The organism is Chryseobacterium sp. Marseille-Q8038 (assembly GCF_965111995.1).
In genome coordinates this window covers 1,952,894-1,974,111 of the sequence record NZ_CBCOPN010000001.1, presented here as the reverse complement: position 1 = coordinate 1,974,111, position 21,218 = coordinate 1,952,894, and the positions used below count along the sequence as shown (strand labels likewise).

Genomic DNA, 21,218 nt, shown 5'->3' with positions numbered 1-21,218 from the left:
TTTTTGATCTTCAGAATATAATAATCTCCCACAGATTTTCACAGATAACACGGATCTTTGTACTAATTTATATAATAGATTTAATCATGGAGGAAGAAATATCCCGTATAAAATTTTATCGCAGATAAAATCTTTGCACCTTAAAAATATTATAGAATATGAAAATCGCGTCATTTTGCGTAATCTAACCTATAAATGACCTCTATTTTCCCAGGCGTTCTCAACCTTTTACTGCTCTAATTTCCTTTCTTAACCTACATCAACTTTTTAAACACCTACATCCCGTACATTTGTACTATAAATAATCACAGAAAATGAAAACAGTATATCATAAAGCAGATTCAAGAGGCCATGCCAACCACGGATGGTTAAATTCTTACCATACATTCAGTTTTGCCAACTATCAAAACAGAGACAGAACGAACTTTGGAGTTTTAAGAGTATTGAATGATGATACCGTTTCTCAGGGAATGGGCTTCGGAACACACCCACACAGGGATATGGAAATTATTTCAATTCCTTTGGAAGGAGATCTGGAACATAAAGATTCAATGGGAACTACAGCGGTGATCAGAAAAGGAGAAATTCAGGTGATGAGTGCAGGAACCGGTGTTATGCACAGCGAATACAATAAAAATAAAGATGAGGAGGTGAAATTCCTTCAGATCTGGGTTTTTCCAAAAGAACAGAATGTTGAACCACGATACGATCAGAAAAGCATCAAAGAAGGTGAAAAAATCAATGGATTTCAACAGATTTTATCTCCAAATAAAAATGATGACGGAGTTTGGATTCATCAGGATGCATGGTTTAATCTGGCCAACTTTAAAAAAGGAAACGGTAAAAATTATATGCTGAACAAAAAAGGAAACGGAGTCTATGCATTTGTGTTGAAAGGAAGTGTAAAAATAGGAGACCGCGTTCTGAATGAAAGAGACGGATTAGGAATCTGGGATACTCAGAGTTTTAATATCGAAGCCGTGGAAGATACTGAAGTATTATTAATGGAAGTTCCAATGGAACTGCCGTCTTATCTTAAATAAAAAACTAAATTTGTAATCTTAAAAATAAACCTCACATATGAAAATTTTAGCAATAGCAGGAAGTAACTCAGACGTTTCAATGAACAAACAGTTGGTTGCCTATGCATCTACATTATTTGAAAATGCAGAAGTAGAAGTAGTGGATCTGAATCCTTTCGAAATGCCAATCTATAAACATGAAAGAGAATTAGCAGGTGGAGTTCCTCAGGAAGCTCATGAATTTGCAGCTAAAATTGATGGTGCGAATGTATTGTTGGTCGCTTTGGCAGAACACAATGGAACCTATTCTACAGCATTCAAAAATGTGTTCGACTGGGTATCAAGAATCAAAGACAGAACAGTTTGGAATGAAGTGCCCATGTTATTGATGTCTACATCTCCGGGAGGTAGAGGTGGAGCAGGAGTTTTAGATGCTGCATCAAAGCGTTTTCCTTTCCACGGAGGAAATGTGGTGGAAACTTTTTCACTTCCTTTCTTTAATGATAACTTTGATAAAACCACTCAGAAGATTTCTAATGAAGAGAAAATCAATGAGTTGAAAGAAAAAATAAAGAAGATTGCGGCCATTGAAACCATCCTTGAAAAATAGAATTTGAATATTCATTTAAAATTACTATTTTTGCAAAAAGAAAAGAGATGAAAATTCAGACCTCCTATAAACAATGTTTTTCTCATAAAGGGAAAGTTGTGGGCTCTGAAATTCTGAGATAAAATAACGGCCGATAATCTGAAAAGATTGTCGGCTTTTTTGTTTTCTAAAATCGAGTATAAAAGTAATTGAAATATTAAAAGATAAGAAGACTCCAGAAGCCGTTACTAGATCATAAATAGTATGAAATCTGAAATCTGAAATCTAAAAATCTAAGCAGACATGAGCAACACTTACAAATCAGCAGGAGTAGACAAAGAAGAAGGATACAAAACGGTTGACAAGATCAAAAAAGCGGTCGGTGAAACCCACAATTCCAATGTATTGAATCATTTGGGAAGTTTTGGTGCTTTCTATGAAATCGGTGGATATAAAAATCCGGTTCTTGTATCAGGAACAGATGGAGTAGGAACAAAGCTGAAAGTAGCTTTAGATACCAAAAAATATGATTCTATCGGGGTAGATTGCTTCGCAATGTGTGCCAATGATATTCTTTGCCACGGAGCAAAACCTTTATTCTTCTTAGATTATCTGGCTTGTGGAAAACTTGATTCAGAAATCGCTGCAGAAATCGTTTTAGGAATGGTGGAAGCGTGTAAGGATAACAACTGTGCACTGATTGGTGGAGAAACTGCTGAAATGCCGGGAATGTACCAGCCTGGAGATTATGATGTTGCTGGATTCTGTGTAGGAATCGTAGAAAAAGACCAGATCATTGACGGTTCTACCATCAAAGCGGGTAACAAAATTATTGCATTGCCAAGCTCAGGATTCCACTCAAACGGATTCTCTTTAGTAAGAAAAGTATTCCCGAACTTTGAAGAAGAGTTTGAAGGAAAACCTTTATATGAAACACTTCTTGTTCCTACAAGATTATACTATAAAGATATTCATAAAGTATTGGAAGAAGTAAAAGTAAGCGGAATTGCTCACATTACAGGTGGTGGTCTTTACGAAAACGTTCCAAGAATTATTCCTGAAGGACTTTGTGCTTCTATCGACGAATCAAAAATCAGAATTCCTAGTGTAATGCTTGAGTTGGAAAAAAGAGGTGGAGTAGCCCGTGAGGAAATGTACGGAACATTCAATATGGGTGTGGGTATGGTAATCGTTGTAGATGCTGAACATGCTGAAAAAGTATTGCACCTTTTAGATGATGCTTACGAAATCGGGGAAATCACTGAAGGAGCAGAAAAAATCGATTTGAAATTTTAAATGACATCAGATTTCAGACTCTAGACATCAGGCTGTAAGTCTGTAATCTTAAATCTGACATCTAACATCTGAATAATGAAGAACATCGTTGTGCTTGTATCCGGTTCAGGAACCAATCTGCAGAGAATCATTGATACCATTGATAATGGAGAAATCCAGAATGCAAAAGTATCTTTAGTGATTGCCGACAGAGAATGTTTCGGATTGGAAAGAGCAAAAAACCATAACATAGAAAACGTTCTGATTCCGAGAGGGAAAAACTTCAGCAGCGAATTGAGTAAAATCATTCCGGAAAATACAGATTTAATCGTATTGGCAGGATTTTTATCCATCTTAAAATCTGAATTCTGCGAAAACTGGAACGGAAAAATTATCAACATTCATCCGGCATTGCTTCCGAAATTTGGAGGAAAAGGAATGTGGGGACATCATGTTCATAACGCTGTGATTGAAGCTAAAGAAGTAGAGAGTGGGGCGACTGTACATTTTGTAACGCCGGGCATTGATGAGGGAGAACCTATTCTTCAGAAGTCTTTTGAAGTGACTGCTGATGATACTCCTGAAACACTGGCTCAGAAAGTCCACCAGATTGAATATGAGATATTTCCTATAGCGATCAATAAGGTCCTGGGAAATAAATAATGTAACAATCTAACAATTTACCAGTTTACCAATGTTATAGGTATTGTTATATTGCTAAACTGATACATTGTTACATTAATAAAAAGAAATCTAAGTAAAAATAAAAGTAAGTTCGGAGGTGAAAGACCCGGACACAGTTTGAAATAGCTGTAAAAAGTAAAAAATTGAAAGTAAAATGAGTAAAAAGAGAGTTTTAATCAGTGTTTCTGACAAAGGTGGATTAATTGAATTCGCGCAGTTTTTGGAAGCTCAGAATTATGAGTTGATCTCTACAGGAGGAACGTTCAAACATTTGAAAGACGCTGGTTTAAATCCTATTCAGATTGATGAGGTAACCAATTTCCCTGAAATGTTGGATGGAAGAGTGAAAACTTTACACCCAAAAGTTCACGGAGGATTGTTGGCTGTTCGTAGCAACGAAGAGCACATGAAAACCGTTCAGGAACACGGAATTGGTCTGATTGACATGGTAATCGTAAACCTTTACCCTTTCTTTGAAAATGTAAACAAAGACATTTCTTTACATGAAAAAGTAGAGTTTATCGATATCGGAGGCCCTTCAATGCTTCGTTCTGCAGCTAAAAACTTTGATTCTGTAACGGTAATCACTGATGTTGAAGATTATGCAGCAGTGAAAATCGAAATGGAGCAAAACGGGGATACTTACATTGAAACCCGTAAAAAACTGGCAGGAAAAGTATTCAACCTTACCTCTGCATATGATGCAGCAATTTCAAGAATGCTTTTAGATGAAGAATATCCTACTTACCTGAATGCTTCTTATAAAAAAGTTGCTGACCTAAGATACGGAGAAAACCCTCACCAGACAGCTGCTTACTACGTTTCTACTTTCGAGAATGGAGCAATGAAAGACTTTGAACAGCTGGGTGGTAAAGAACTTTCTTTCAACAATCTTCGTGATATGGACCTTTGCTGGAAAGTAGTGACTGAGTTCAAAGAAGAAATGGCTTGTTGTGCCGTAAAACACTCTACCCCTTGTGGTGTTGCAATCGGAACTTCAGCATTGGAGACGTACCAGAAAACATTCGAATGTGATCCGGTTTCTATCTTTGGCGGAATTGTTGCAATGAACTATAAAATTGATGCAGCAACAGCGGAAGAATTAAACAAAACATTCCTTGAGATTGTAATGGCTCCTGAATTTGATGAAGAAGCTCTTGAAATTTTAAGAAAAAAGAAAAACCTGAGAATCATCAAAATCGTAAACCCTGTTTCTGACAAACAGACTTGGGTGAAAGTAGACGGTGGTATCTTAGTTCAGGATAACGATACTCACTTCTCTGACGATATCAAAGTTGTTACAGAAGTACAGCCTACAGAAGAGCAGAAAAAAGCATTACTTTTCTCTCAGAGAGTAGTAAAATATGTGAAGTCAAACGCAATTGTAGTTTCCAACGGAATTCAGGCGTTCGGTATTGGTGGCGGACAGGTAAACAGAATCTGGGCGACTCAGCAGGCTATCGAAAGAGCAAAAGAGAAATTCTCCGGAGATTTAGTACTGGCTTCAGATGCATTTTTCCCTTTCCGTGATGTGGTAGATTTCTGCGCTCAGGAAGGTATCAAGGCGATTATTCAGCCAGGTGGAAGTGTAAAAGATCAGGATAGCGTAGAAGCTGCAAATGAGCACGGTATTCCAATGATGTTTACAGGGGTTAGACACTTTTTCCACTAATTAAAATAGAATTAAAAAATAATTAGGGATTGTATTTTTAGCATTCAAAATTATATATTTGTAAAATAAGACTAGATAATAAATAAAGTATGAGAATATTAATCATAGGTGAAGGCGGTAGAGAATCTGCTTTAGCGGCAAAGCTTCAGAATGACTCAAGAATTTCTAAAATGTTTTTTGCCAACGGGAATGCTACTACCGATGTAATAGGGAAAAATGTTCATTTATCAGAAATCAAAGAACTTAGAGATTTCGCTATTAAAGAAAAGATTGATCTTACGATCGTAGGTCCGGAAGCTCCTCTTGTAGCGGGTATCAAGGACGAATTTAAAAAGCATGATCTTAAGGTTTTTGGGCCTACTCAAAAAGTAGCAAGCCTGGAAGGAAGTAAAGCTTTCTCTAAGAAATTTATGCAGACCTATGATATCAAAACAGCGAAGGCTGTGGTATTTGATTCATATAACGAAGCTAAAGAATATGTGCAGACACAGCAGTATCCTTTGGTAATCAAGGCTAGTGGTTTAGCTGGTGGTAAAGGTGTGGTTATTTGTGACACCCTTGAAGAAGCTGAAGCTACCATCCACGATTTCATGATCAGAAGAATCTATGGAGATGCTGGTATTCGTTTAGTTATTGAAGAATATTTACAAGGTTTTGAAGCTTCTATCATTGCTTTCTCTAACGGTGATAAACTATTCCCGTGTGTAGCAGCAAAAGATTATAAAAAAGCCGGAAACGGAGATACAGGACCCAATACAGGAGGTATGGGTTCAGTAGCACCAAGCCCGGAATTTACTCAGGAACATTATGCAGATTTTGAGAAAAATATCTTAGAACCTACCATTACAGGTCTTAAAGCTGAAGGTTTCGGATTTAAAGGAATCATCTTCTTCGGATTGATGGTAACGAAAAACGGAACTTACCTTCTTGAATACAACATGAGATTCGGAGATCCTGAAACTCAGGTATTGATGGCATTGATGGAAAACAATCTTCTTGATGTGATCCAGGACTGTATGGAAGGAAAAGACATTGAACTTAAATTTAAAGATGAAAAAGCCGTTTGTCTTGTAATGTGTTCAGGAGGTTATCCGAGAAACATCGAAATTGGTTTCGAAATTACAGGAGAAGAGAAGCTGAAACATAGTAAACTATTATATGCCGGAGCAGTTAGCAAAGGAGATAAAGTGGTTTCCAATGGCGGTAGAGTACTGAACATTGTGGCTACAGGAGCTACCTACGAAGATGCCCGCAAAAAAGTTTACGAAGATGCAGGTCATGTACATTTCGATTACGGCTTCTACAGAGAAGACATCGGAAAGTTTTAATAAAATCACGAAAAAAGATTTGGATACATTCCAAGTCTTTTTTTGTAAAACAGTTAATAATTAGAAGTTAGACGCTAGAGGTTAGAAATTAGTTGCTGAAAGTGAAATTGGGAAGTTTTTTCCAAGCTAGAAGCCATTAGTCAATGCCATTAGCTCTATCATTTATCAATCATCATTTATCAATTATCAAAATGAACAACGGTATTATTATTTTAGATTTCGGATCCCAGTACAACCAACTTATTGGAAGAAGAATCCGTGAGATGGGTGTATACTCTGAAATCTTACCTTACAATACACCATTACAAGATATTTTAGCAAAACAGCCAAAAGGAATCATCCTTTCCGGTGGACCAAGTTCTGTGAATGCAGAAAATGCTCACCTGGTTGAAAAAGAATTATACGAACAAGGAATTCCTGTATTGGGAATCTGTTATGGAATGCAGATGACTGCTCACCTTTTAGGAGGAAAAGTAAATAAAGGAGAAAAAGGAGAATATGGTAAAGCCAACCTTGAGATCGTTAAAGAAAGCTCTTTATTAAAAGGAGTGACTCAGAACTCTGTTGTTTGGATGAGCCACTTTGACGAAGTAGGAGAATTGCCTGCAGGCTTTGAACTAAACGCAAAATCAGGAGTAATTGCTTCTATTTCTAATGAAGAAAGTAAAATCTACTGCGTTCAGTTCCACCCGGAAGTATCTCATACTGAAGAAGGAGGGAAAATGCTTGAAAACTTTGTTTTCGGAATCTGTAACTCAGAGAAAAACTGGAAACTGACGAACTATATTGAAAAAACAGTAGAGGAAATCCGTGAGAAAGTAGGAGACAACAAAGTAATCCTTGGTCTTTCAGGAGGAGTAGACTCTTCTGTAGCCGCTGTTTTGATCCACAAGGCTATCGGTGATCAGTTAACTTGTATCTTCGTAGATACGGGATTATTGAGAAAGGATGAAGGGAAGAAAGTAATGGATCAGTATGGAGAGCATTTCCATATGAACATTAAAATGGTAGATGCTCAGGAAAGATTCCTTACAAAATTAGCTGGTGTTGACGATCCTGAAGCAAAAAGAAAAATCATCGGAAACGAATTTATCCACGTTTTTGATGAAGAATCTCACAAAATTGAAGGCGCTAAATTCCTTGCACAAGGGACTATTTACCCGGATGTTATCGAAAGCCAGTCTGTAAACGGACCCTCTGCAGTAATCAAGTCTCACCACAATGTTGGAGGACTTCCTGAAGATATGGAGTTCGAATTATTAGAGCCTCTGAGAGAGCTTTTCAAGGACGAAGTAAGAAGAGTAGGAGAAGAATTGGGTATTCCTCATCACATGGTATACAGACACCCTTTCCCAGGTCCTGGATTAGGAATCAGAGTATTGGGCGCGGTAGATGCTGAAAAAGTAAGAATCCTTCAGGAAGCTGATGATATCTTCATCGAAGAATTATATAAAAATGACCTTTACGAAAAAGTATCTCAGGCATTTGTAGTTCTTCTTCCCGTAAAATCTGTAGGAGTGATGGGAGACGAAAGAACTTACGAATACACAGCTGTAGTTCGTTCTGCCAATACCATTGACTTTATGACAGCAACGTGGAGCAGACTTCCTTACGAGTTCTTAGATACTGTTTCCAGCAGAATCATCAACGAAGTAAGAGGAATCAACAGAGTAGCTTACGATATTTCAAGCAAACCACCTGCAACTATTGAGTGGGAATAATCCTTGACTTGAATTTTAAATACAAATCCTGCCCGCTTTGGGTGGGATTTTTTGTTACCAATCTTGCCTTAAAATAATTCCAATGCTTAAAAAATAGATCAATATTAAAAGGATTACACCATTAATAAGATATAAGATTGTCTTTTTATTATGCTGATGAACAATATAAAAATTTATAATTAAAATAAGCAGAATCACCGGAGTGAACTCAAGGAAAAACTCTGTCTGAAAATATATGGATAATAATAAGTAAATCAATGATATTACTAAATTAATTATTGAAATTCTTTTCATAGATTACTGTTTCGTTCAAGTTTCCCTTACTTAGGAGAGTCTTAAGGTTCAATATTTTCTAAATTCTAAAATAATAGAACTTATTATGAGAATAAGCTTTGATTTGATAGTATAAATCTGTCTTTTTAGCCTGTATTTTCTATTAAAACTGTTTTAATGAAAAAATGACAAGTATAATATTGATCATAATTAATATACAATATATCAGTTTGAATAGTATATGCTTATGGAAAATTAGATAATTTAATAATACCGATCCTATTAAATAGAAATAAACAAAGGTTTTAACTTCCTGAGCTTTTATTTCAGATACAGAAAATAAGTTTACGTTATGGGAGAGATTGACTATTGAATTTGAATAAAAAATTCTTAGAATAAAAATAATGGTGATGCTTATGAGTAAAGTTACTGCGTATGGTTTCATCAGCTAATAAAAATTTAATATAATCATTACTCTCCGATAAAAAGTATAAATACATTGAGAATATCAATATTTACAGCATGAATTAACAGGCCGCTCCTCCGGAGCTATAATTTTAAAACAAATATGTCCTATTAACAGCTTAGCTCCCAGTGGAGCTGGATTTGATCCCGTTGGGATCTGCTGTTAGTAGAAAAAAGAAGTTCCCATAAAAATAAAGCTCCAGAGGAGCGGCCTGCTAATTATGCTTTAATTTAATCGGACAAGAATGATTTTTAATTTACATTGTAAAAATAAAAATCTTCAGCAGAAAAAGCATTCAAGTTTTCCATAAAATCAAAATAAGCATTATAAATATCAGGATTTACAGACAGATATGGATGAGATAGAGTAGTGACCATAATGTATTCTATATTATGAAATGTATAAAGAAGATTTTTTACTTGTAAAGCATATTGACTCTCTATGAAAATCAGAGGATAATTCAGACAGATATATCCTATGGGCTTATTTCCTAAGTGCAGAGCCGTAATTTTTTCTGTATCCATTTCTATATGAATGTCATAATGAAATGAAAGTACCTCCACTACAGAGCTGAAATCAGAATGTTTCCAGTAGTTATTTGAGTGAACTGCTGTTTGTAAAGTTTCGGTAATATCCACTGTTAATTTTTATATAAATGGTTGGAAAGTACTTTTATATAAGGATTTAAATAAAATATTTTTCCTAAATTTAAGTAAAATTACATCAAATGCAAATAGAAACAAGAAACCTGACCCTTCAGGATTATGATGAACTGGCGGAAACGATGAAAAGGGCCTACCCGCAAATGTCGGAGTCCATTTGGTCCAAAAAAAGTATTGATAAACTGACAAAAATGTTCCCCAACGGACAGATTTGTATTACGGTAGACGGTAAACTGGCTGCTGTAGCACTTTCCATTATCGTTAATTACGAAGAATTCGGGGATGATCATACCTATAGCGATATCACCGGAAATTATACATTCAATACCCATACTTCAACGGGAAATGTCCTTTACGGAATTGAAGTTTTTGTTGACCCGGAGTTTCGTGAACTACGGTTGGGAAGAAGGTTGTATGATGCGAGAAAAGAACTTTGTGAATTACTAAACCTCAAGTCTATTGTTCTGGGCGGAAGAATCCCGAATTATCACAAATACAGCCACGAGTTTTCTCCAAGAGAATATATCAGAAAAGTAAGAGATAAAGAGATCTATGATCCGGTATTGTCTTTCCAGCTTTCCAACAATTTTCTTCCGATAAGAATCCTGAAAAAATACCTTCCTGAAGATGAAGCTTCCAGAGAAAATGCAGTTCTTTTGCAGTGGAACAATATCTATTACAGCCGAAAACCGAATACCATGCAGGACAGTATTATCCGTCTTGGGTTGGTACAGTGGCAAATGAGGACCTTCAAAGATATCGATGCTTTTTATGAACAGGTAGAATTCTTTGTGAATGTGATGGGAGATTACAAATCAGATTTTGTTCTTTTCCCCGAACTATTCAATACCCCTTTACTGGCTCCTTTCAATAATCTTTCCGAAAGAGACAGTATGATAGAACTGGCTAAGCTTACCGAACAGATTAAGAATAAAATTTCAGAATTGGCGATCAGCTATAATGTGAATATCATTTCCGGAAGCATGCCTGTTTTTGACCATGATAATAATGATTTATATAATGTAAGTTATCTTCTTCACCGCGATGGCCGTATGGATGAATACAGAAAGATTCATATCACCCCGAACGAAAAGAGATACTATGGGATGAAAGGAGGAAATGAAATTAAAGTTTTTGATACTGACTGTGGTAAAATAGGTCTTGTCATCTGCTATGATGTAGAATTCCCGGAATTACCAAGGATTTTAGCGGATCAGGGCATGAAAATTTTATTCGTTCCTTATCTGACGGATACCCAAAATGCCTATATGAGAGTACGCCACTGTGCTGCTGCAAGAGCCATAGAAAATGAATGTTATGTAGCGATTGCAGGCTGTGTAGGAAACCTTCCCAAGGTAAATAATATGGATATTCAGTTCGGGCAGGCTGCGGTATTTACCCCTTCTGATTTCGCGTTTCCGTCTAATGCGGTAAAAGGAGAAGCGACTCCGAATACAGAAATGACTCTGATTGTTGATGTTGATCTGAATTTACTGAAAGATCTTCATCACAACGGTTCTGTTCAGGTAATGAAAGACCGAAGAAAAGATCTTTATGAAACTTACCTTAAATAAAACAATTCCGGGGCAGCTAGCTGCCCCGGAATTTTAATTATTCAAACAGATTAAACTATCCTTTCTTAGCTGATTCTCTAATTAAATCCTGATTGTTTTTATAAACCTCAAATTGTTCAGGACTTAAGATCTTTTTAAAATCTTTATCCAGTGCTTTAAAATCACTGATAATAACCTTTTTTGCCTTATTGCTGTCTGCATCTGCAGGACCTGAATTTTTCTTATTAAGACGCTTTCCAAAATCTTTCTGAACTTCCTGAACTCCTTTGAAGTTGATCTCATAGGCCTGCTCAACTTGTCTTTCAGTAAGATCCAGAATCGGGACCATCAGCAATGTTCTGAAAAGCGCAATTTTTTCTGCCCTGTCCTGTTTTACCACTGCCATCTGTTCCGGAGTAAGGATTTGTCCCAATGCCTGATGACGCTGGGCAATGATACCTACAAACTCATCAGCAATTACTTTGTTGTTTTGGGAACTGCTATTATCACCGGCTTTGCTGTCAAGAGCAATAAGCGCATCTGCGGTAGTTTTATTGATTTCTTCAATTTTACCCATCTGCGATTCTGTAAGGCCTAAATAACTCATTTCTTTTGTAGCGACTTCGGCAATAGAATGAGCTGATGCTACCTGAGCTTTTACTTGTGTTGTAAACACGACTGCTGATAGTATAAGACCAGCTGAAATAATTTTTTTTAACATAGTGTTGTAATTAAATTAATGGTTTGTTGTTAATTGAATATGATTGTGAATTTAATTCTCGTTTTAAAGTGTTTTTATGTAATTATTTGATAGTTAAATATTTGGGTGCGTTTTTTTATTGTTTTAGATAGAAATAACGTGCCATACATTCTGGCACATAGGCATTTTTTGGAGCAAAAAAAATACCCAAAGAATATTTCTTCGGGTAGTGTATAATTCTGTATAAAATCTGATTTTACATATACTGAGGGCATACTACAGCAGGGCAAATCAATCCTGGACATTTGGGTCTTCCATCTGTAGGACAGCATTGGTGTGAGCAGTTTCCAATAATGATTCCGCTTCCTGCAATCCCTTTTAATTGTTCTCTTGAAAGTTTGTTGTTACGTAAATTTTTCATGTTCTAATACTTTTGGTTTGTTTTATTTGTACGTTGTAAATATATTAATTTTTATAATAAATAATTGTTTTTGTAATTATTGATGTATTTAATTCTTTAAAATATTGATTATGTGTTATAGTTTTTAATTTTGTATCGTAATATTGTTGTCACTATTCTTTTCATAAAGGAACAATTTTTGGAGTAAATTGCACTTACTATTGATAAACTATGTTTGACAAGCCGCAAAGAAAACTGAAAAGATCCGCAAGACTGATTTCCGTACTGAGTAAATATGGATTCAAAGATATGCTGGCAAGGATGAATGGAGGAAATAAGCAGGAAGAAACTGCCAATTCGGATGAAATTATTTCTAAAGGAACCGTTTATGAAAGAATAAGACTGGCTCTTGAGGAACTGGGGCCTACCTTTGTAAAGCTTGGCCAGACATTCAGCAACAGGGAAGATCTTTTACCGCCGGAACTGATCCAGGAGCTGCAGAAGCTTCAGGATAAAGTGGAAACAGTAGATATGGACGTAGAAGAAGCGCTGGAAAGCGAGTTTAATATTTCCGTGAAAGATTATTTCCGTGAAATCCAGAAAGAACCTATCGCTACAGCTTCCATTGCCCAGGTGTATAAAGCTGTTTTGAATGATGGCAGCCCGGTAATTTTAAAATTGAGAAAACCAGACGTACAGTCTGTTATTGAAGACGACCTACTTTTGATCAAAGACATTGAAAAGCTGATATCTGCCTATTCGGAAATAGGAGAAAAACTGAATCTGAAGCAGGCCATTTCTACCTTTGAAAGATCTTTACTGGAAGAAGTTTCCTTGACTAATGAAAGGAACAATATCCTGCAGTTCCGACTTAATTTTAAAAATAACAAAGAAACCTATGTTCCAAAAGTCTACGAAGAGTTTTCCAACAATAATATTCTTTGTATGGAATTCATTGATGGGATCAAGGTTACAGATAAATCCCTTCTATTAACCAATGGTATTGATCCTGTAAAAGTTTCTGAAGCAGGATTAAGGTTGTTTGTTTCTCAGATCTTAGATTACGGATTTTTCCATGCCGATCCTCATGCCGGGAATATTCTGGTGAAGAAAGATGGTAAAATCGTTTTTATTGATTTCGGGGCGGTTGGGAAAATTCAGCCCAATGATAAAGAAATTCTTGAAAGTCTTATCGTAAGTTTTGTAGCCAAAAATTCACATAAAATAGTTCGTTCCCTCAAAAAAATGGCCATCAGTTACGAGATCCCCGATGAAAGACGTTTTGAAAATGATGTGGAAGAAATCCTGAATTTTGTACACAGCTCATCATTACAGGATATTAATGTGCAGGTGATCATTAACAAGATGAAAGATATTTTGAAGGACAACAGACTTTATATGCCGGATTATTTCTATCTTTTATTCAAAGGGATAAGTCTGATAGAAGGAGTTGGAAGGAGTATTAATCCTGATCTGGATATCGTGAAAAGTCTTCATCCTTACACCAAAAAGATTTTCACCAAGAAAATAAATCCTAAGAATCTTTTAAAAACAGGAATGGACCGGATGATGAATTTTACGGATAATGTTGATGAAATCCCGAAAGAGCTTCGTTCTGTGCTTCAAAAGCTAGATGAAAACAAATTTACAGTATCCAGTGAGATCAAAAATATAGACAAAACTAACCAGGTGATCAAATCAAGTGTTGTCAATCTGATTCTGGCTATGGTTTTAGGAGCCAATATCATTGCAACCGCTATTGTTTTTTCTTCAGAATCCGGACCAAGAATCGGGGAGTTGTCTTTGGTGGCTGTTCTGGGCTTTATTTTCTCAATGATATTAGTTCTGATACTTTTGCTAAGAGTTACAAGAAAGTAAGCCGCATATAAAAACCAAAACCTACAATGAAAACACTTATTATAACTGCAATAACCTTTTTCAGTTCGTATTGTTTTGCTCAGCAAGGAAATGAAGAAAAAGTCCAGGGAGATTTTGACGGAAACGGAACAAAAGAATATGCCTATACAAAAGTAAGTGACTGCGGTGATGAATGTGAAGGAAAATGTGAGACCACTATTTACTTCAGCGATAAAAGTATAGCCTCTATAATTGTTTCGCCAGCCAACCAGGGAAGCTTGTACAATTTGGGAGACCTTAATGGTGACGGGAAAGATGAGATTGGTTTTTATCCCAATTGGTGTACCAGTTGCTGGCATCCATTCTACGTATATACTTTAAGTAAAGCAAGCTGGAAACCATTATTATCACCTATTTCAACACATTGTGATCAGTGGGAAGAGGATAGGTTTCCCATCAAAAAAGATCCGAAAAAGAAAGGTTATGTTATTGTTACCTCCAGTAAATGGGAAGATGATGACATTAAAATCAAGGTCAATAGTGTAAAAGTAAATTAAGGAGTTGATTTGTTGCTGGTTGCTAGTTAATCAGTTATTTTTCCTGATAACTCAAGTTCTTTGTTTTTTATCTTGGAGCAAATTGACAATTCACTTGCGAAGCAAAATTCACTATTGACCAATTCCTTACTCCTAATTTTCAACTTCTAATTAAATGCCTATCTTTGCAAAATGGAAAAACTCACTTTTGCGGATTTTGACCTTCCGGTTAAAATTCTTGATGTTTTAGCGGATTTGGAATTATTTGAACCTACCCCGATTCAGGAGAAGAGCATAAAACCTATTCTTTCAGGAAGAGATGTTATGGGAATTGCCCAAACAGGAACCGGGAAAACATTAGCTTATCTTTTACCCGTTCTTAAAACATGGAAATACAGCAAGACAGGAAATCCAACTGTTTTGGTGCTTGTTCCTACAAGAGAATTGGTGGTTCAGGTAACTGAAATCCTTGAAAAACTGACAGAAAACATTACGGCAAGAGTAATCGGAATATACGGTGGGAAAAATATCAACACGCAAAAACTATTGTTCAACAATGGTTGTGATATTTTGGTAGGAACACCGGGAAGAGTGATGGACCTTTCCATAGACAATGCTATTTCGCTTAAAGAAGTTCAGAAATTAGTCATTGATGAATTTGATGAGATGCTTAACTTAGGTTTCAGGCCGCAGCTTACTCACATTTTTGAAATGATGAAAGCTAAGAGACAAAACATCCTTTTCTCTGCAACCATGACGGAAGCAGTAGATGAAATGCTGGATGTATATTTTGCAAATCCAATAGAAATTTCATTGGCAAAATCAGGAACTCCGCTTGAAAAAATTGAACAGACTGCCTATAAGGTTGAAAACTTTAATACCAAAATCAATTTACTTGAACATTTGCTGAAAAATAATGCAGATATGTCTAAAGTATTGATTTTTAATAATAATAAAAGACATGCCGACCTGCTCTTTACTAAGATTGATGAGCTTTTCCCTGGTCAGTTTGATGTGATTCACTCCAATAAATCTCAAAACTACAGACTTAAGGCTATGAAAAGCTTTGAGAACGAAGAAGTAAGAGGTTTGATTACTACGGACGTAATGGCAAGAGGTCTTGATATTTCAAGCATTACCCATGTGATCAACTTTGAAACGCCAGATATTCCGGAGCAATATATCCACAGAATTGGTAGAACGGGTAGAGCAGATAAAGACGGAAAGGCAATTACTTTTGTCACTAAAAAAGAAGAACCTTTGATTCTTGACATTGAACTATTGATGGATAAGGAGTTGAAGTATAATGAATTCCCGGAAGACGTTAAGATCAACCCTAAAAAAATTGCAGCTGAAGAAGATCAGATTGTCATGAAGAATCCTGCTCAGGTAAAACTGAATGATGGAGGAGGTGCATTCCATGAGAAGAAGGCTAAAAATACAAAAGAAAACTGGGGTGGTCCTTCCAAAAGAAAAACACCTAAGAAGTTTGGAGCCAACAGAGCCCAGCAGAAAGCAATATCGAAATCGAAAAGAAAGAAATAAAATAAAAACTCCCACTCTAATCTGGGAGTTTATTTTTTAATCAAATTGAATGTTATTGTTCTTTAAAATTTCCTTAAACTTATCTGTTTTGCCTTCTTCTTTCATACTCTTGTAAATATATCCAATCATTTTTTCAGCATCTGATCGGTAAGGAGATTTCTGTTCAGAATAGATCCTGTAGGCTTTACAAATATTGTCAAGACCTTTCTCATTATTCTTCAGATGAGTAAAATAGACCTGTCCCATCCCATAGTAAACTTCCGGATCACCGGGATATACTTTATCAAAATCGTTATAGGCATCGATAGCTTTCTGATATTCCTTCTTATAAACATACGTTATTGCTATGTTCTGTAAAGGCATTTTACCTTTTGGATCGGCAGCCAATGACTGTTTATAAGCATTAAGAGCTTTATCATATTCTCCAACTCTTCTATAACAGATTCCCAGATTATCCCATGCATAAATGAATTTTGGATCAATCTTTACAGCCTGCTCATAATTCTGAATGGCCTCCTTCCAGTTTTCTTGCTTGGATGCGTCAACAGCTTTCTGATAGAAATTAAGTGCTGTATCATTCTTTGAGAACTTGTCATAGCTGGTTTCAGTAGTTTGGGTAGCTTTTTGTACGCTTTCGCAGTTTTGCATCAGATAACGCTCAAGCTCATTATAACTGTCCTTATACTGTTGTGAATTCTTATTCGTATTAAAAGTCAGGTTAATCTCTTTTTTTCCATTCACTTCCGTTGTCTTTTCTGCCTGTTTTTCTGCTCCTTTCAAAAGGGTTGATATCTGAAGTGCTCCTGTATATTTGTCAATACATTCATGAACATCTTTTATGATATCTTCCTTCTTTCGGTTTGACAGAGCAATAGAATCAGCACATTGACAGGCTTTTTCTGAAAGTTCCTGAAGAATCGTTTTTTCATTAGGTTTCTTCTGAGAAAATGAAAGAGAATACAGTAAAATAAAAAATAAAGTGGTTATTGGTTTTTTTATCATGGGTTGCAGTTTATTTCAGATAAGGAGTGATGATCTTCGTCCAGATTCTGTATCCTTCAGGCTTAAAATGAAGCATATCTTCTACAAAAATATCTTTTCTTACATTTCCGTCAGCATCTTCCATTGCTTTCGTTACATCAATGAATTCAGCATTAGGCTCTTTCTTCATAAAAGCAGCAATTTTTTTGTTGGCAATTTTCATCTGTGGCCAGATCACTTCTCTGCTCGGAGAATATTTAATGGAGATATAATCCACCTCAATATTAGGAAATCTTTCACGTATTTTTTTATAAAAAGCTTTATAGCGGTTCACCACAACTTTTGCTTTCAGCTGATGATTGTCTGCAAAATCATTTTCCCCACAGTAAATGATGATCTGTTTGGGCTGATAAGGAGCTAAAAGATCATTCGCAAAATCATTAAGATCAGTAAGTCTTGAACCTCCGAATCCTCTGTTGATAATTGTTTTGCCGGGAAAATAATCTGCTATATCAGTCCATTTTGTGAATGATGAGCTTCCCAGAAACAGGATTGCATCCTTTTGAGGCGGGTTTTGCTGATCCAGTTTTTTAAACTCCTGGATATCCTGCCAGAACATCGGTTTTTTTTCCTGAGAAAAGGCAATAGCAAAGTACAGCAATAGAAATGCTGATAGAATCTTCTTCATTATATTCAGTTTTAAATTAGATATAAAAGTAATAAAAAACTCCCGATTAGCGGGAGTCTATGATTTATCTTTTGTAAGTAACGTAAGGAATGTCAGGAATTTTATCTCCATCCATATCAAAGATCCCTGATTGCTGGGCAAGTTTAAGTTCTTTGCCTGTCAAAACATCAATTCTGTAGTTTACAGAACCTTCGTCACCAAGTTTAATTCCAATCACTTTTGAATCAGCATCGTAGGTATATCTTCCTTCAGTTTTTTCCGATGGGGTACAATCTGCACCTGTTCCCGTATATGCTGTGTAGCTTACATAATAGTCTGTTCTTAAGAAAAGAGTATTTTTAGCTGCGCATCCTGTTAAAGTTTCAGTATAAAGCACTGTTTTATTATCTTTTCCGGAAATTACTTCCCTTTTTACTTCCTTCCAATCTCCCTTCATGATATCCATATCGTAAGCTTCGAGATTGTCATCTTTACAAGAAGTAAGTGCCAGGGCAGAAAAGGCAAATAAAAGTAGCTGTTTTTTCATTTTCACAAATTTAAGAATATGCTAAAATATAAATAAATTTGAAATATCTATAATGAAATAATGATTTTTTAAACAAATGTTTGTAAATTAAATAATTTTGAGAAGGTTATCGGTATTTTAACTGATATAAATCACTCAGGAAATGAAAAATTGATTTTAAAAAGGTAAAGAGAGTATAGTAACTGCTAAAATCAAAAGAAGCGGGTGGAAACCCGCTTTCTATATAAATTAATGGCTGATCCGGCTTTGGCCCAATCATAAATTGCTATATTAACTTCAAACTTTAAACCTTGAACTTTAAACCTTGAATTTAAAATCTTTAGTAGCTCATTTCTACAATTTTATAAGCATCTTTTGGAGTCAGTTTTTTGTATTCTCCAAGCCCTAACCAGTTTCTGTCTGTAAAGGCTTTTTCAACCTTTTCAGCAGTTCCTTTGAAGTCTTCTGTATATTCAGAAAGTTTGGTTTTGATATGAAGGCTGTGGAAAAATTCTTCCATTTTTTTGATTCCCAGTTCAGCTTTCTCTTCTACAGTTCCGTCTTTGATTCCCCAAACTCTTTCAGCGTACTGAGCCAGTTTGCCTTTTTTATCTTCAAAGTTGTAACGGTAATGAGAAGGTGCAATAATAGCCAGTGTTCTTGCGTGATCAATACCGAAATAAGCAGTCAGTTCATGTCCCATAGCGTGTACTGCCCAGTCCGTAATGACTCCTTTCTGGATCAATCCGTTCAAAGCCATGGTACAGCACCACATAAAGTTTCCTGCAGCATCATAATTGAAATCATCGGCCAATACTTTTGGAACGGTATCCTGCAGACTGATCAGAATGCTTTCTGCAATTCTTTCCTGAAGATCAGCAGAAGAAGGAGCGGTCATATATTGTTCCAAAACATGGGTATAAGCATCAGTAATTCCGTTCACGATCTGATTTTTTGGGATAGATCGGATAACTTCCGGATCCAATACAGAAAACTGAGGGAAAAGTCCGGGTCCTCCTGAAGATAATTTTTCATTGGTTTCCCTTCTGGAGATTACGTAACCGGAATTCATTTCTGACCCCGTTGCCGGCAGTGTTAAAATACTTCCGAAAGGCATTCCCTGACCTTCAAATGTTCTTACCGACTTTCTCAAAATATCCCATGGTTCACCATCATAATGAGCTGCTGCAGAGATAAACTTCGTTCCGTCAATTACAGATCCACCACCTACAGCAAGAAGGTAAGTAATGTTTTTTTCTTTGATAAAGCTCAGAGCATTGATTAAAACTTCGTATTCAGGATTGGCAGGAACTCCGCCAAACTCATACACTTCATGATCTTTCAAAGCCTCTTTTACCTGGTCATAAACACCATTGTTTTTGATGCTTCCACCACCATAAATCATTAATATTCTTGCGTCTTTAGGAATTTCGTTGGAAATTTTAGCGATTTCGCCTTTCCCGAAAAGTATTTTTGTTGGGTTTTTAAACTCGAAATTAAGCATTGTTCTAAATTTATTTTAAGTCAAATTTACGGAATGAAAAAGGAAATGTGAGTTAATGAAATTTTAAAATTGCTATTATTCAATTTTATGAAAGCTATTTATGCCTTATTATTTTTCCAAAAATCATTACAAAGAAGAACAGTTTTCATCTTTTGCATAAATACCGTTACTCTTCGCTTCAATTTTTCCGGTTCTTCTGTTGATTTTTACCAAAAAAGATTCTTTTACAGCCGGACAGCCCTTAGACTGCATAAGATACATAGAAATATGACGGTCTTCTATCTTATAAACTCCGGTAAATCTGTTGGTGGTATCAACGGAGTAGCCGTACGTTTTTGCCATTAAAATAGCCTCCGGAAGATTGTCTACCGTTCCGATAAAATCTCTCAGCTGCTGCTCATTGGAAAAATAAACCGATCTTTCGTTTTTGCATGCAAGAACGTATGAAAAACAGTTGTTCCCTATACATTTCTGGAAAAAACCTCTTTCCGGGACTGGTTCATTAATTGTCATAAAGTCAGGAGCCTGGCTTTCATAAATCACTGCTTTTTCATAATCTGTATCATTGCTGAGAACGCGCCAGTAGGCATAGTCTTTATCCGGCACAATGAAGGGATAGAGATATTCTATGGTGTCAAGAATATCGGGAATTTTTTTATAATCATCGGGAACCTTGACCTGACTGTAAAGCAGATTAGAGAGAATCAGGGAAAATGCGATGATGAGTTTCATAGAGAATGTGTTTCCGGTGCAAAAGTAAGAAAGAGAATTATTCCAATACAATTTTATAATATCCTTTTTCAGCAGTTACATCAATATCTATACCTGTAAACGTTAATTTATTAATTTGATAGCCATCACACCCTCCATTAAATTCCGATGATTGTATTGAAAAGTCTAAGTCTTTAATATTAGAAAAGAATTTATACTTTTTTGTTCCATTATAAGCACCTACATTTTCTACAATGATCATATTGTCGGATGTTTTGGACAGTTGGATGCTATTGTTATCTTCGTCTTGAACTGAATAAGTGGTCAATATTCCATTGGTAATAAGATTTTCATCATTAGAATCCACAAACTTAAAAAGGACTGGAAGAGGTGCATTATAACAATCTTTTTCACATGATATGAAAAGAAGGGCTATGAGTAAAAAAGTAAATATTTTTTTCATGGATGATGGATGGTGTGAAGAGTAAAATTACTATTATTTTTTTTGCATTTTGGTCTCAATTTTTGTCATTTGTCAATTAAATT

General features: G+C 35.8%; 20 protein-coding genes. 11 read left to right on the top strand and 9 right to left on the bottom strand.

All coding sequences use genetic code 11. The annotated features are described in order from the left end of the window. Positions 1–314 precede the first annotated feature (314 nt). The 7 genes from ACWPWS_RS09185 to guaA all read left to right on the top strand — a co-directional run bounded on the left by ACWPWS_RS09185 (position 315) and on the right by guaA (position 8,291). Positions 315–1,043 (top strand): pirin family protein, encoded by a 729-nt coding sequence (locus tag ACWPWS_RS09185; protein WP_454046268.1) that lies wholly within the window; start codon positions 315–317, stop codon positions 1,041–1,043. A 37-nt stretch (positions 1,044–1,080) separates the two neighbouring features. Continuing rightward, complete coding sequence (locus ACWPWS_RS09180) at positions 1,081–1,632, top strand: NADPH-dependent FMN reductase (protein ID WP_454046267.1); 552 nt, start codon at positions 1,081–1,083, stop codon at positions 1,630–1,632. Between the two features lie 282 nt (positions 1,633–1,914). Then, positions 1,915–2,907, top strand: a complete 993-nt coding sequence (purM, locus tag ACWPWS_RS09175; RefSeq protein ID WP_209785180.1) for a phosphoribosylformylglycinamidine cyclo-ligase — start codon at positions 1,915–1,917, stop codon at positions 2,905–2,907. A gap of 75 nt (positions 2,908–2,982) precedes the next feature. Continuing rightward, complete coding sequence (gene purN / locus ACWPWS_RS09170) at positions 2,983–3,549, top strand: phosphoribosylglycinamide formyltransferase (RefSeq protein WP_454046266.1); 567 nt, start codon at positions 2,983–2,985, stop codon at positions 3,547–3,549. A 175-nt stretch (positions 3,550–3,724) separates the two neighbouring features. Continuing rightward, complete coding sequence (gene purH, locus ACWPWS_RS09165) at positions 3,725–5,242, top strand: bifunctional phosphoribosylaminoimidazolecarboxamide formyltransferase/IMP cyclohydrolase (protein ID WP_209785178.1); 1,518 nt, start codon at positions 3,725–3,727, stop codon at positions 5,240–5,242. 89 nt (positions 5,243–5,331) lie between these two features. After that, on the top strand, positions 5,332–6,570 hold the full coding sequence (gene purD / locus ACWPWS_RS09160; RefSeq protein ID WP_454046265.1) for a phosphoribosylamine--glycine ligase: 1,239 nt from the start codon (positions 5,332–5,334) through the stop codon (positions 6,568–6,570). Positions 6,571–6,761: 191 nt separating this feature from the next. Then, on the top strand, positions 6,762–8,291 hold the full coding sequence (guaA, locus tag ACWPWS_RS09155; RefSeq protein WP_454046264.1) for a glutamine-hydrolyzing GMP synthase: 1,530 nt from the start codon (positions 6,762–6,764) through the stop codon (positions 8,289–8,291). A gap of 990 nt (positions 8,292–9,281) precedes the next feature. Here the strand turns inward: guaA and ACWPWS_RS09150 are convergent. Further along, positions 9,282–9,668, bottom strand: coding sequence for a hypothetical protein (locus ACWPWS_RS09150; RefSeq protein WP_454046263.1), 387 nt, complete (start codon positions 9,666–9,668; stop codon positions 9,282–9,284). Positions 9,669–9,757: 89 nt separating this feature from the next. Here ACWPWS_RS09150 and ACWPWS_RS09145 point away from each other — a divergent pair, with 89 nt between their 5' ends. Beyond that, positions 9,758–11,266 (top strand): nitrilase-related carbon-nitrogen hydrolase, encoded by a 1,509-nt coding sequence (locus tag ACWPWS_RS09145; RefSeq protein WP_454046262.1) that lies wholly within the window; start codon positions 9,758–9,760, stop codon positions 11,264–11,266. A 55-nt stretch (positions 11,267–11,321) separates the two neighbouring features. Here ACWPWS_RS09145 and ACWPWS_RS09140 read toward each other — a convergent pair whose 3' ends face one another. After that, the gene (locus tag ACWPWS_RS09140) at positions 11,322–11,966 is read right to left on the bottom strand and encodes a hypothetical protein (protein ID WP_454046261.1); all 645 of its coding nucleotides are present in this window, start codon (positions 11,964–11,966) and stop codon (positions 11,322–11,324) included. Between the two features lie 235 nt (positions 11,967–12,201). Next, positions 12,202–12,366, bottom strand: coding sequence for a hypothetical protein (locus ACWPWS_RS09135; RefSeq protein WP_454046260.1), 165 nt, complete (start codon positions 12,364–12,366; stop codon positions 12,202–12,204). Positions 12,367–12,576: 210 nt separating this feature from the next. On the opposite strand from ACWPWS_RS09135, the gene ACWPWS_RS09130 reads away from it, so the two are divergent. The 3 genes from ACWPWS_RS09130 (at position 12,577) to ACWPWS_RS09120 (ending at position 16,283) form a co-directional block, all read left to right on the top strand. Then, positions 12,577–14,223, top strand: coding sequence for an ABC1 kinase family protein (locus ACWPWS_RS09130; RefSeq protein WP_454046259.1), 1,647 nt, complete (start codon positions 12,577–12,579; stop codon positions 14,221–14,223). Between the two features lie 26 nt (positions 14,224–14,249). Next, positions 14,250–14,759 carry a hypothetical protein gene (locus tag ACWPWS_RS09125; protein ID WP_454046258.1) on the top strand — a complete coding sequence of 170 codons (510 nt, stop codon included), beginning with the start codon at positions 14,250–14,252 and terminating at the stop codon, positions 14,757–14,759. Between the two features lie 171 nt (positions 14,760–14,930). After that, a complete protein-coding gene (locus ACWPWS_RS09120; RefSeq protein WP_454046257.1) occupies positions 14,931–16,283 on the top strand; it encodes a DEAD/DEAH box helicase in 1,353 nt (450 codons plus the stop codon). Between the two features lie 36 nt (positions 16,284–16,319). On the opposite strand, the gene ACWPWS_RS09115 is transcribed toward ACWPWS_RS09120, so the two are convergent. The 6 genes from ACWPWS_RS09115 to ACWPWS_RS09090 form a co-directional block, all read right to left on the bottom strand. Then, positions 16,320–17,285 (bottom strand): tetratricopeptide repeat protein, encoded by a 966-nt coding sequence (locus tag ACWPWS_RS09115; RefSeq protein WP_454046256.1) that lies wholly within the window; start codon positions 17,283–17,285, stop codon positions 16,320–16,322. 10 nt (positions 17,286–17,295) lie between these two features. Continuing rightward, entirely contained in the window at positions 17,296–17,952 is a 657-nt protein-coding gene (locus ACWPWS_RS09110) for a GDSL-type esterase/lipase family protein (protein WP_454046255.1), read from the bottom strand. Positions 17,953–18,016: 64 nt separating this feature from the next. Further along, entirely contained in the window at positions 18,017–18,478 is a 462-nt protein-coding gene (locus ACWPWS_RS09105) for a lipocalin-like domain-containing protein (protein ID WP_209785166.1), read from the bottom strand. Positions 18,479–18,797: 319 nt separating this feature from the next. After that, the gene (locus ACWPWS_RS09100; RefSeq protein WP_454046254.1) at positions 18,798–19,961 is read right to left on the bottom strand and encodes an iron-containing alcohol dehydrogenase; all 1,164 of its coding nucleotides are present in this window, start codon (positions 19,959–19,961) and stop codon (positions 18,798–18,800) included. A 126-nt stretch (positions 19,962–20,087) separates the two neighbouring features. After that, positions 20,088–20,693, bottom strand: a complete 606-nt coding sequence (locus ACWPWS_RS09095; protein WP_454046253.1) for a hypothetical protein — start codon at positions 20,691–20,693, stop codon at positions 20,088–20,090. A 37-nt stretch (positions 20,694–20,730) separates the two neighbouring features. Next, positions 20,731–21,135 (bottom strand): hypothetical protein, encoded by a 405-nt coding sequence (locus ACWPWS_RS09090; protein WP_454046252.1) that lies wholly within the window; start codon positions 21,133–21,135, stop codon positions 20,731–20,733. Between the last annotated feature and the right edge of the window lie 83 nt (positions 21,136–21,218).

Excerpts from the sequence above, each read along its gene's own strand:
- ACWPWS_RS09185 (WP_454046268.1), top strand. The coding sequence starts at position 315 with ATGAAAACAGTATATCATAAAGCAGATTCAAGAGGCCATGCCAACCAC.
- ACWPWS_RS09090 (WP_454046252.1), bottom strand. The coding sequence starts at position 21,135 with ATGAAAAAAATATTTACTTTTTTACTCATAGCCCTTCTTTTCATATCA.
- ACWPWS_RS09120 (WP_454046257.1), top strand. The coding sequence starts at position 14,931 with ATGGAAAAACTCACTTTTGCGGATTTTGACCTTCCGGTTAAAATTCTT.
- purH (WP_209785178.1), top strand. The coding sequence starts at position 3,725 with ATGAGTAAAAAGAGAGTTTTAATCAGTGTTTCTGACAAAGGTGGATTA.
- ACWPWS_RS09140 (WP_454046261.1), bottom strand. The coding sequence starts at position 11,966 with ATGTTAAAAAAAATTATTTCAGCTGGTCTTATACTATCAGCAGTCGTG.
- ACWPWS_RS09100 (WP_454046254.1), bottom strand. The coding sequence starts at position 19,961 with ATGCTTAATTTCGAGTTTAAAAACCCAACAAAAATACTTTTCGGGAAA.
- ACWPWS_RS09135 (WP_454046260.1), bottom strand. The coding sequence starts at position 12,366 with ATGAAAAATTTACGTAACAACAAACTTTCAAGAGAACAATTAAAAGGG.
- guaA (WP_454046264.1), top strand. The coding sequence starts at position 6,762 with ATGAACAACGGTATTATTATTTTAGATTTCGGATCCCAGTACAACCAA.
- ACWPWS_RS09125 (WP_454046258.1), top strand. The coding sequence starts at position 14,250 with ATGAAAACACTTATTATAACTGCAATAACCTTTTTCAGTTCGTATTGT.
- ACWPWS_RS09095 (WP_454046253.1), bottom strand. The coding sequence starts at position 20,693 with ATGAAACTCATCATCGCATTTTCCCTGATTCTCTCTAATCTGCTTTAC.
- ACWPWS_RS09180 (WP_454046267.1), top strand. The coding sequence starts at position 1,081 with ATGAAAATTTTAGCAATAGCAGGAAGTAACTCAGACGTTTCAATGAAC.
- purD (WP_454046265.1), top strand. The coding sequence starts at position 5,332 with ATGAGAATATTAATCATAGGTGAAGGCGGTAGAGAATCTGCTTTAGCG.
- ACWPWS_RS09145 (WP_454046262.1), top strand. The coding sequence starts at position 9,758 with ATGCAAATAGAAACAAGAAACCTGACCCTTCAGGATTATGATGAACTG.
- purN (WP_454046266.1), top strand. The coding sequence starts at position 2,983 with ATGAAGAACATCGTTGTGCTTGTATCCGGTTCAGGAACCAATCTGCAG.
- ACWPWS_RS09105 (WP_209785166.1), bottom strand. The coding sequence starts at position 18,478 with ATGAAAAAACAGCTACTTTTATTTGCCTTTTCTGCCCTGGCACTTACT.
- ACWPWS_RS09130 (WP_454046259.1), top strand. The coding sequence starts at position 12,577 with ATGTTTGACAAGCCGCAAAGAAAACTGAAAAGATCCGCAAGACTGATT.
- ACWPWS_RS09115 (WP_454046256.1), bottom strand. The coding sequence starts at position 17,285 with ATGATAAAAAAACCAATAACCACTTTATTTTTTATTTTACTGTATTCT.
- ACWPWS_RS09110 (WP_454046255.1), bottom strand. The coding sequence starts at position 17,952 with ATGAAGAAGATTCTATCAGCATTTCTATTGCTGTACTTTGCTATTGCC.
- purM (WP_209785180.1), top strand. The coding sequence starts at position 1,915 with ATGAGCAACACTTACAAATCAGCAGGAGTAGACAAAGAAGAAGGATAC.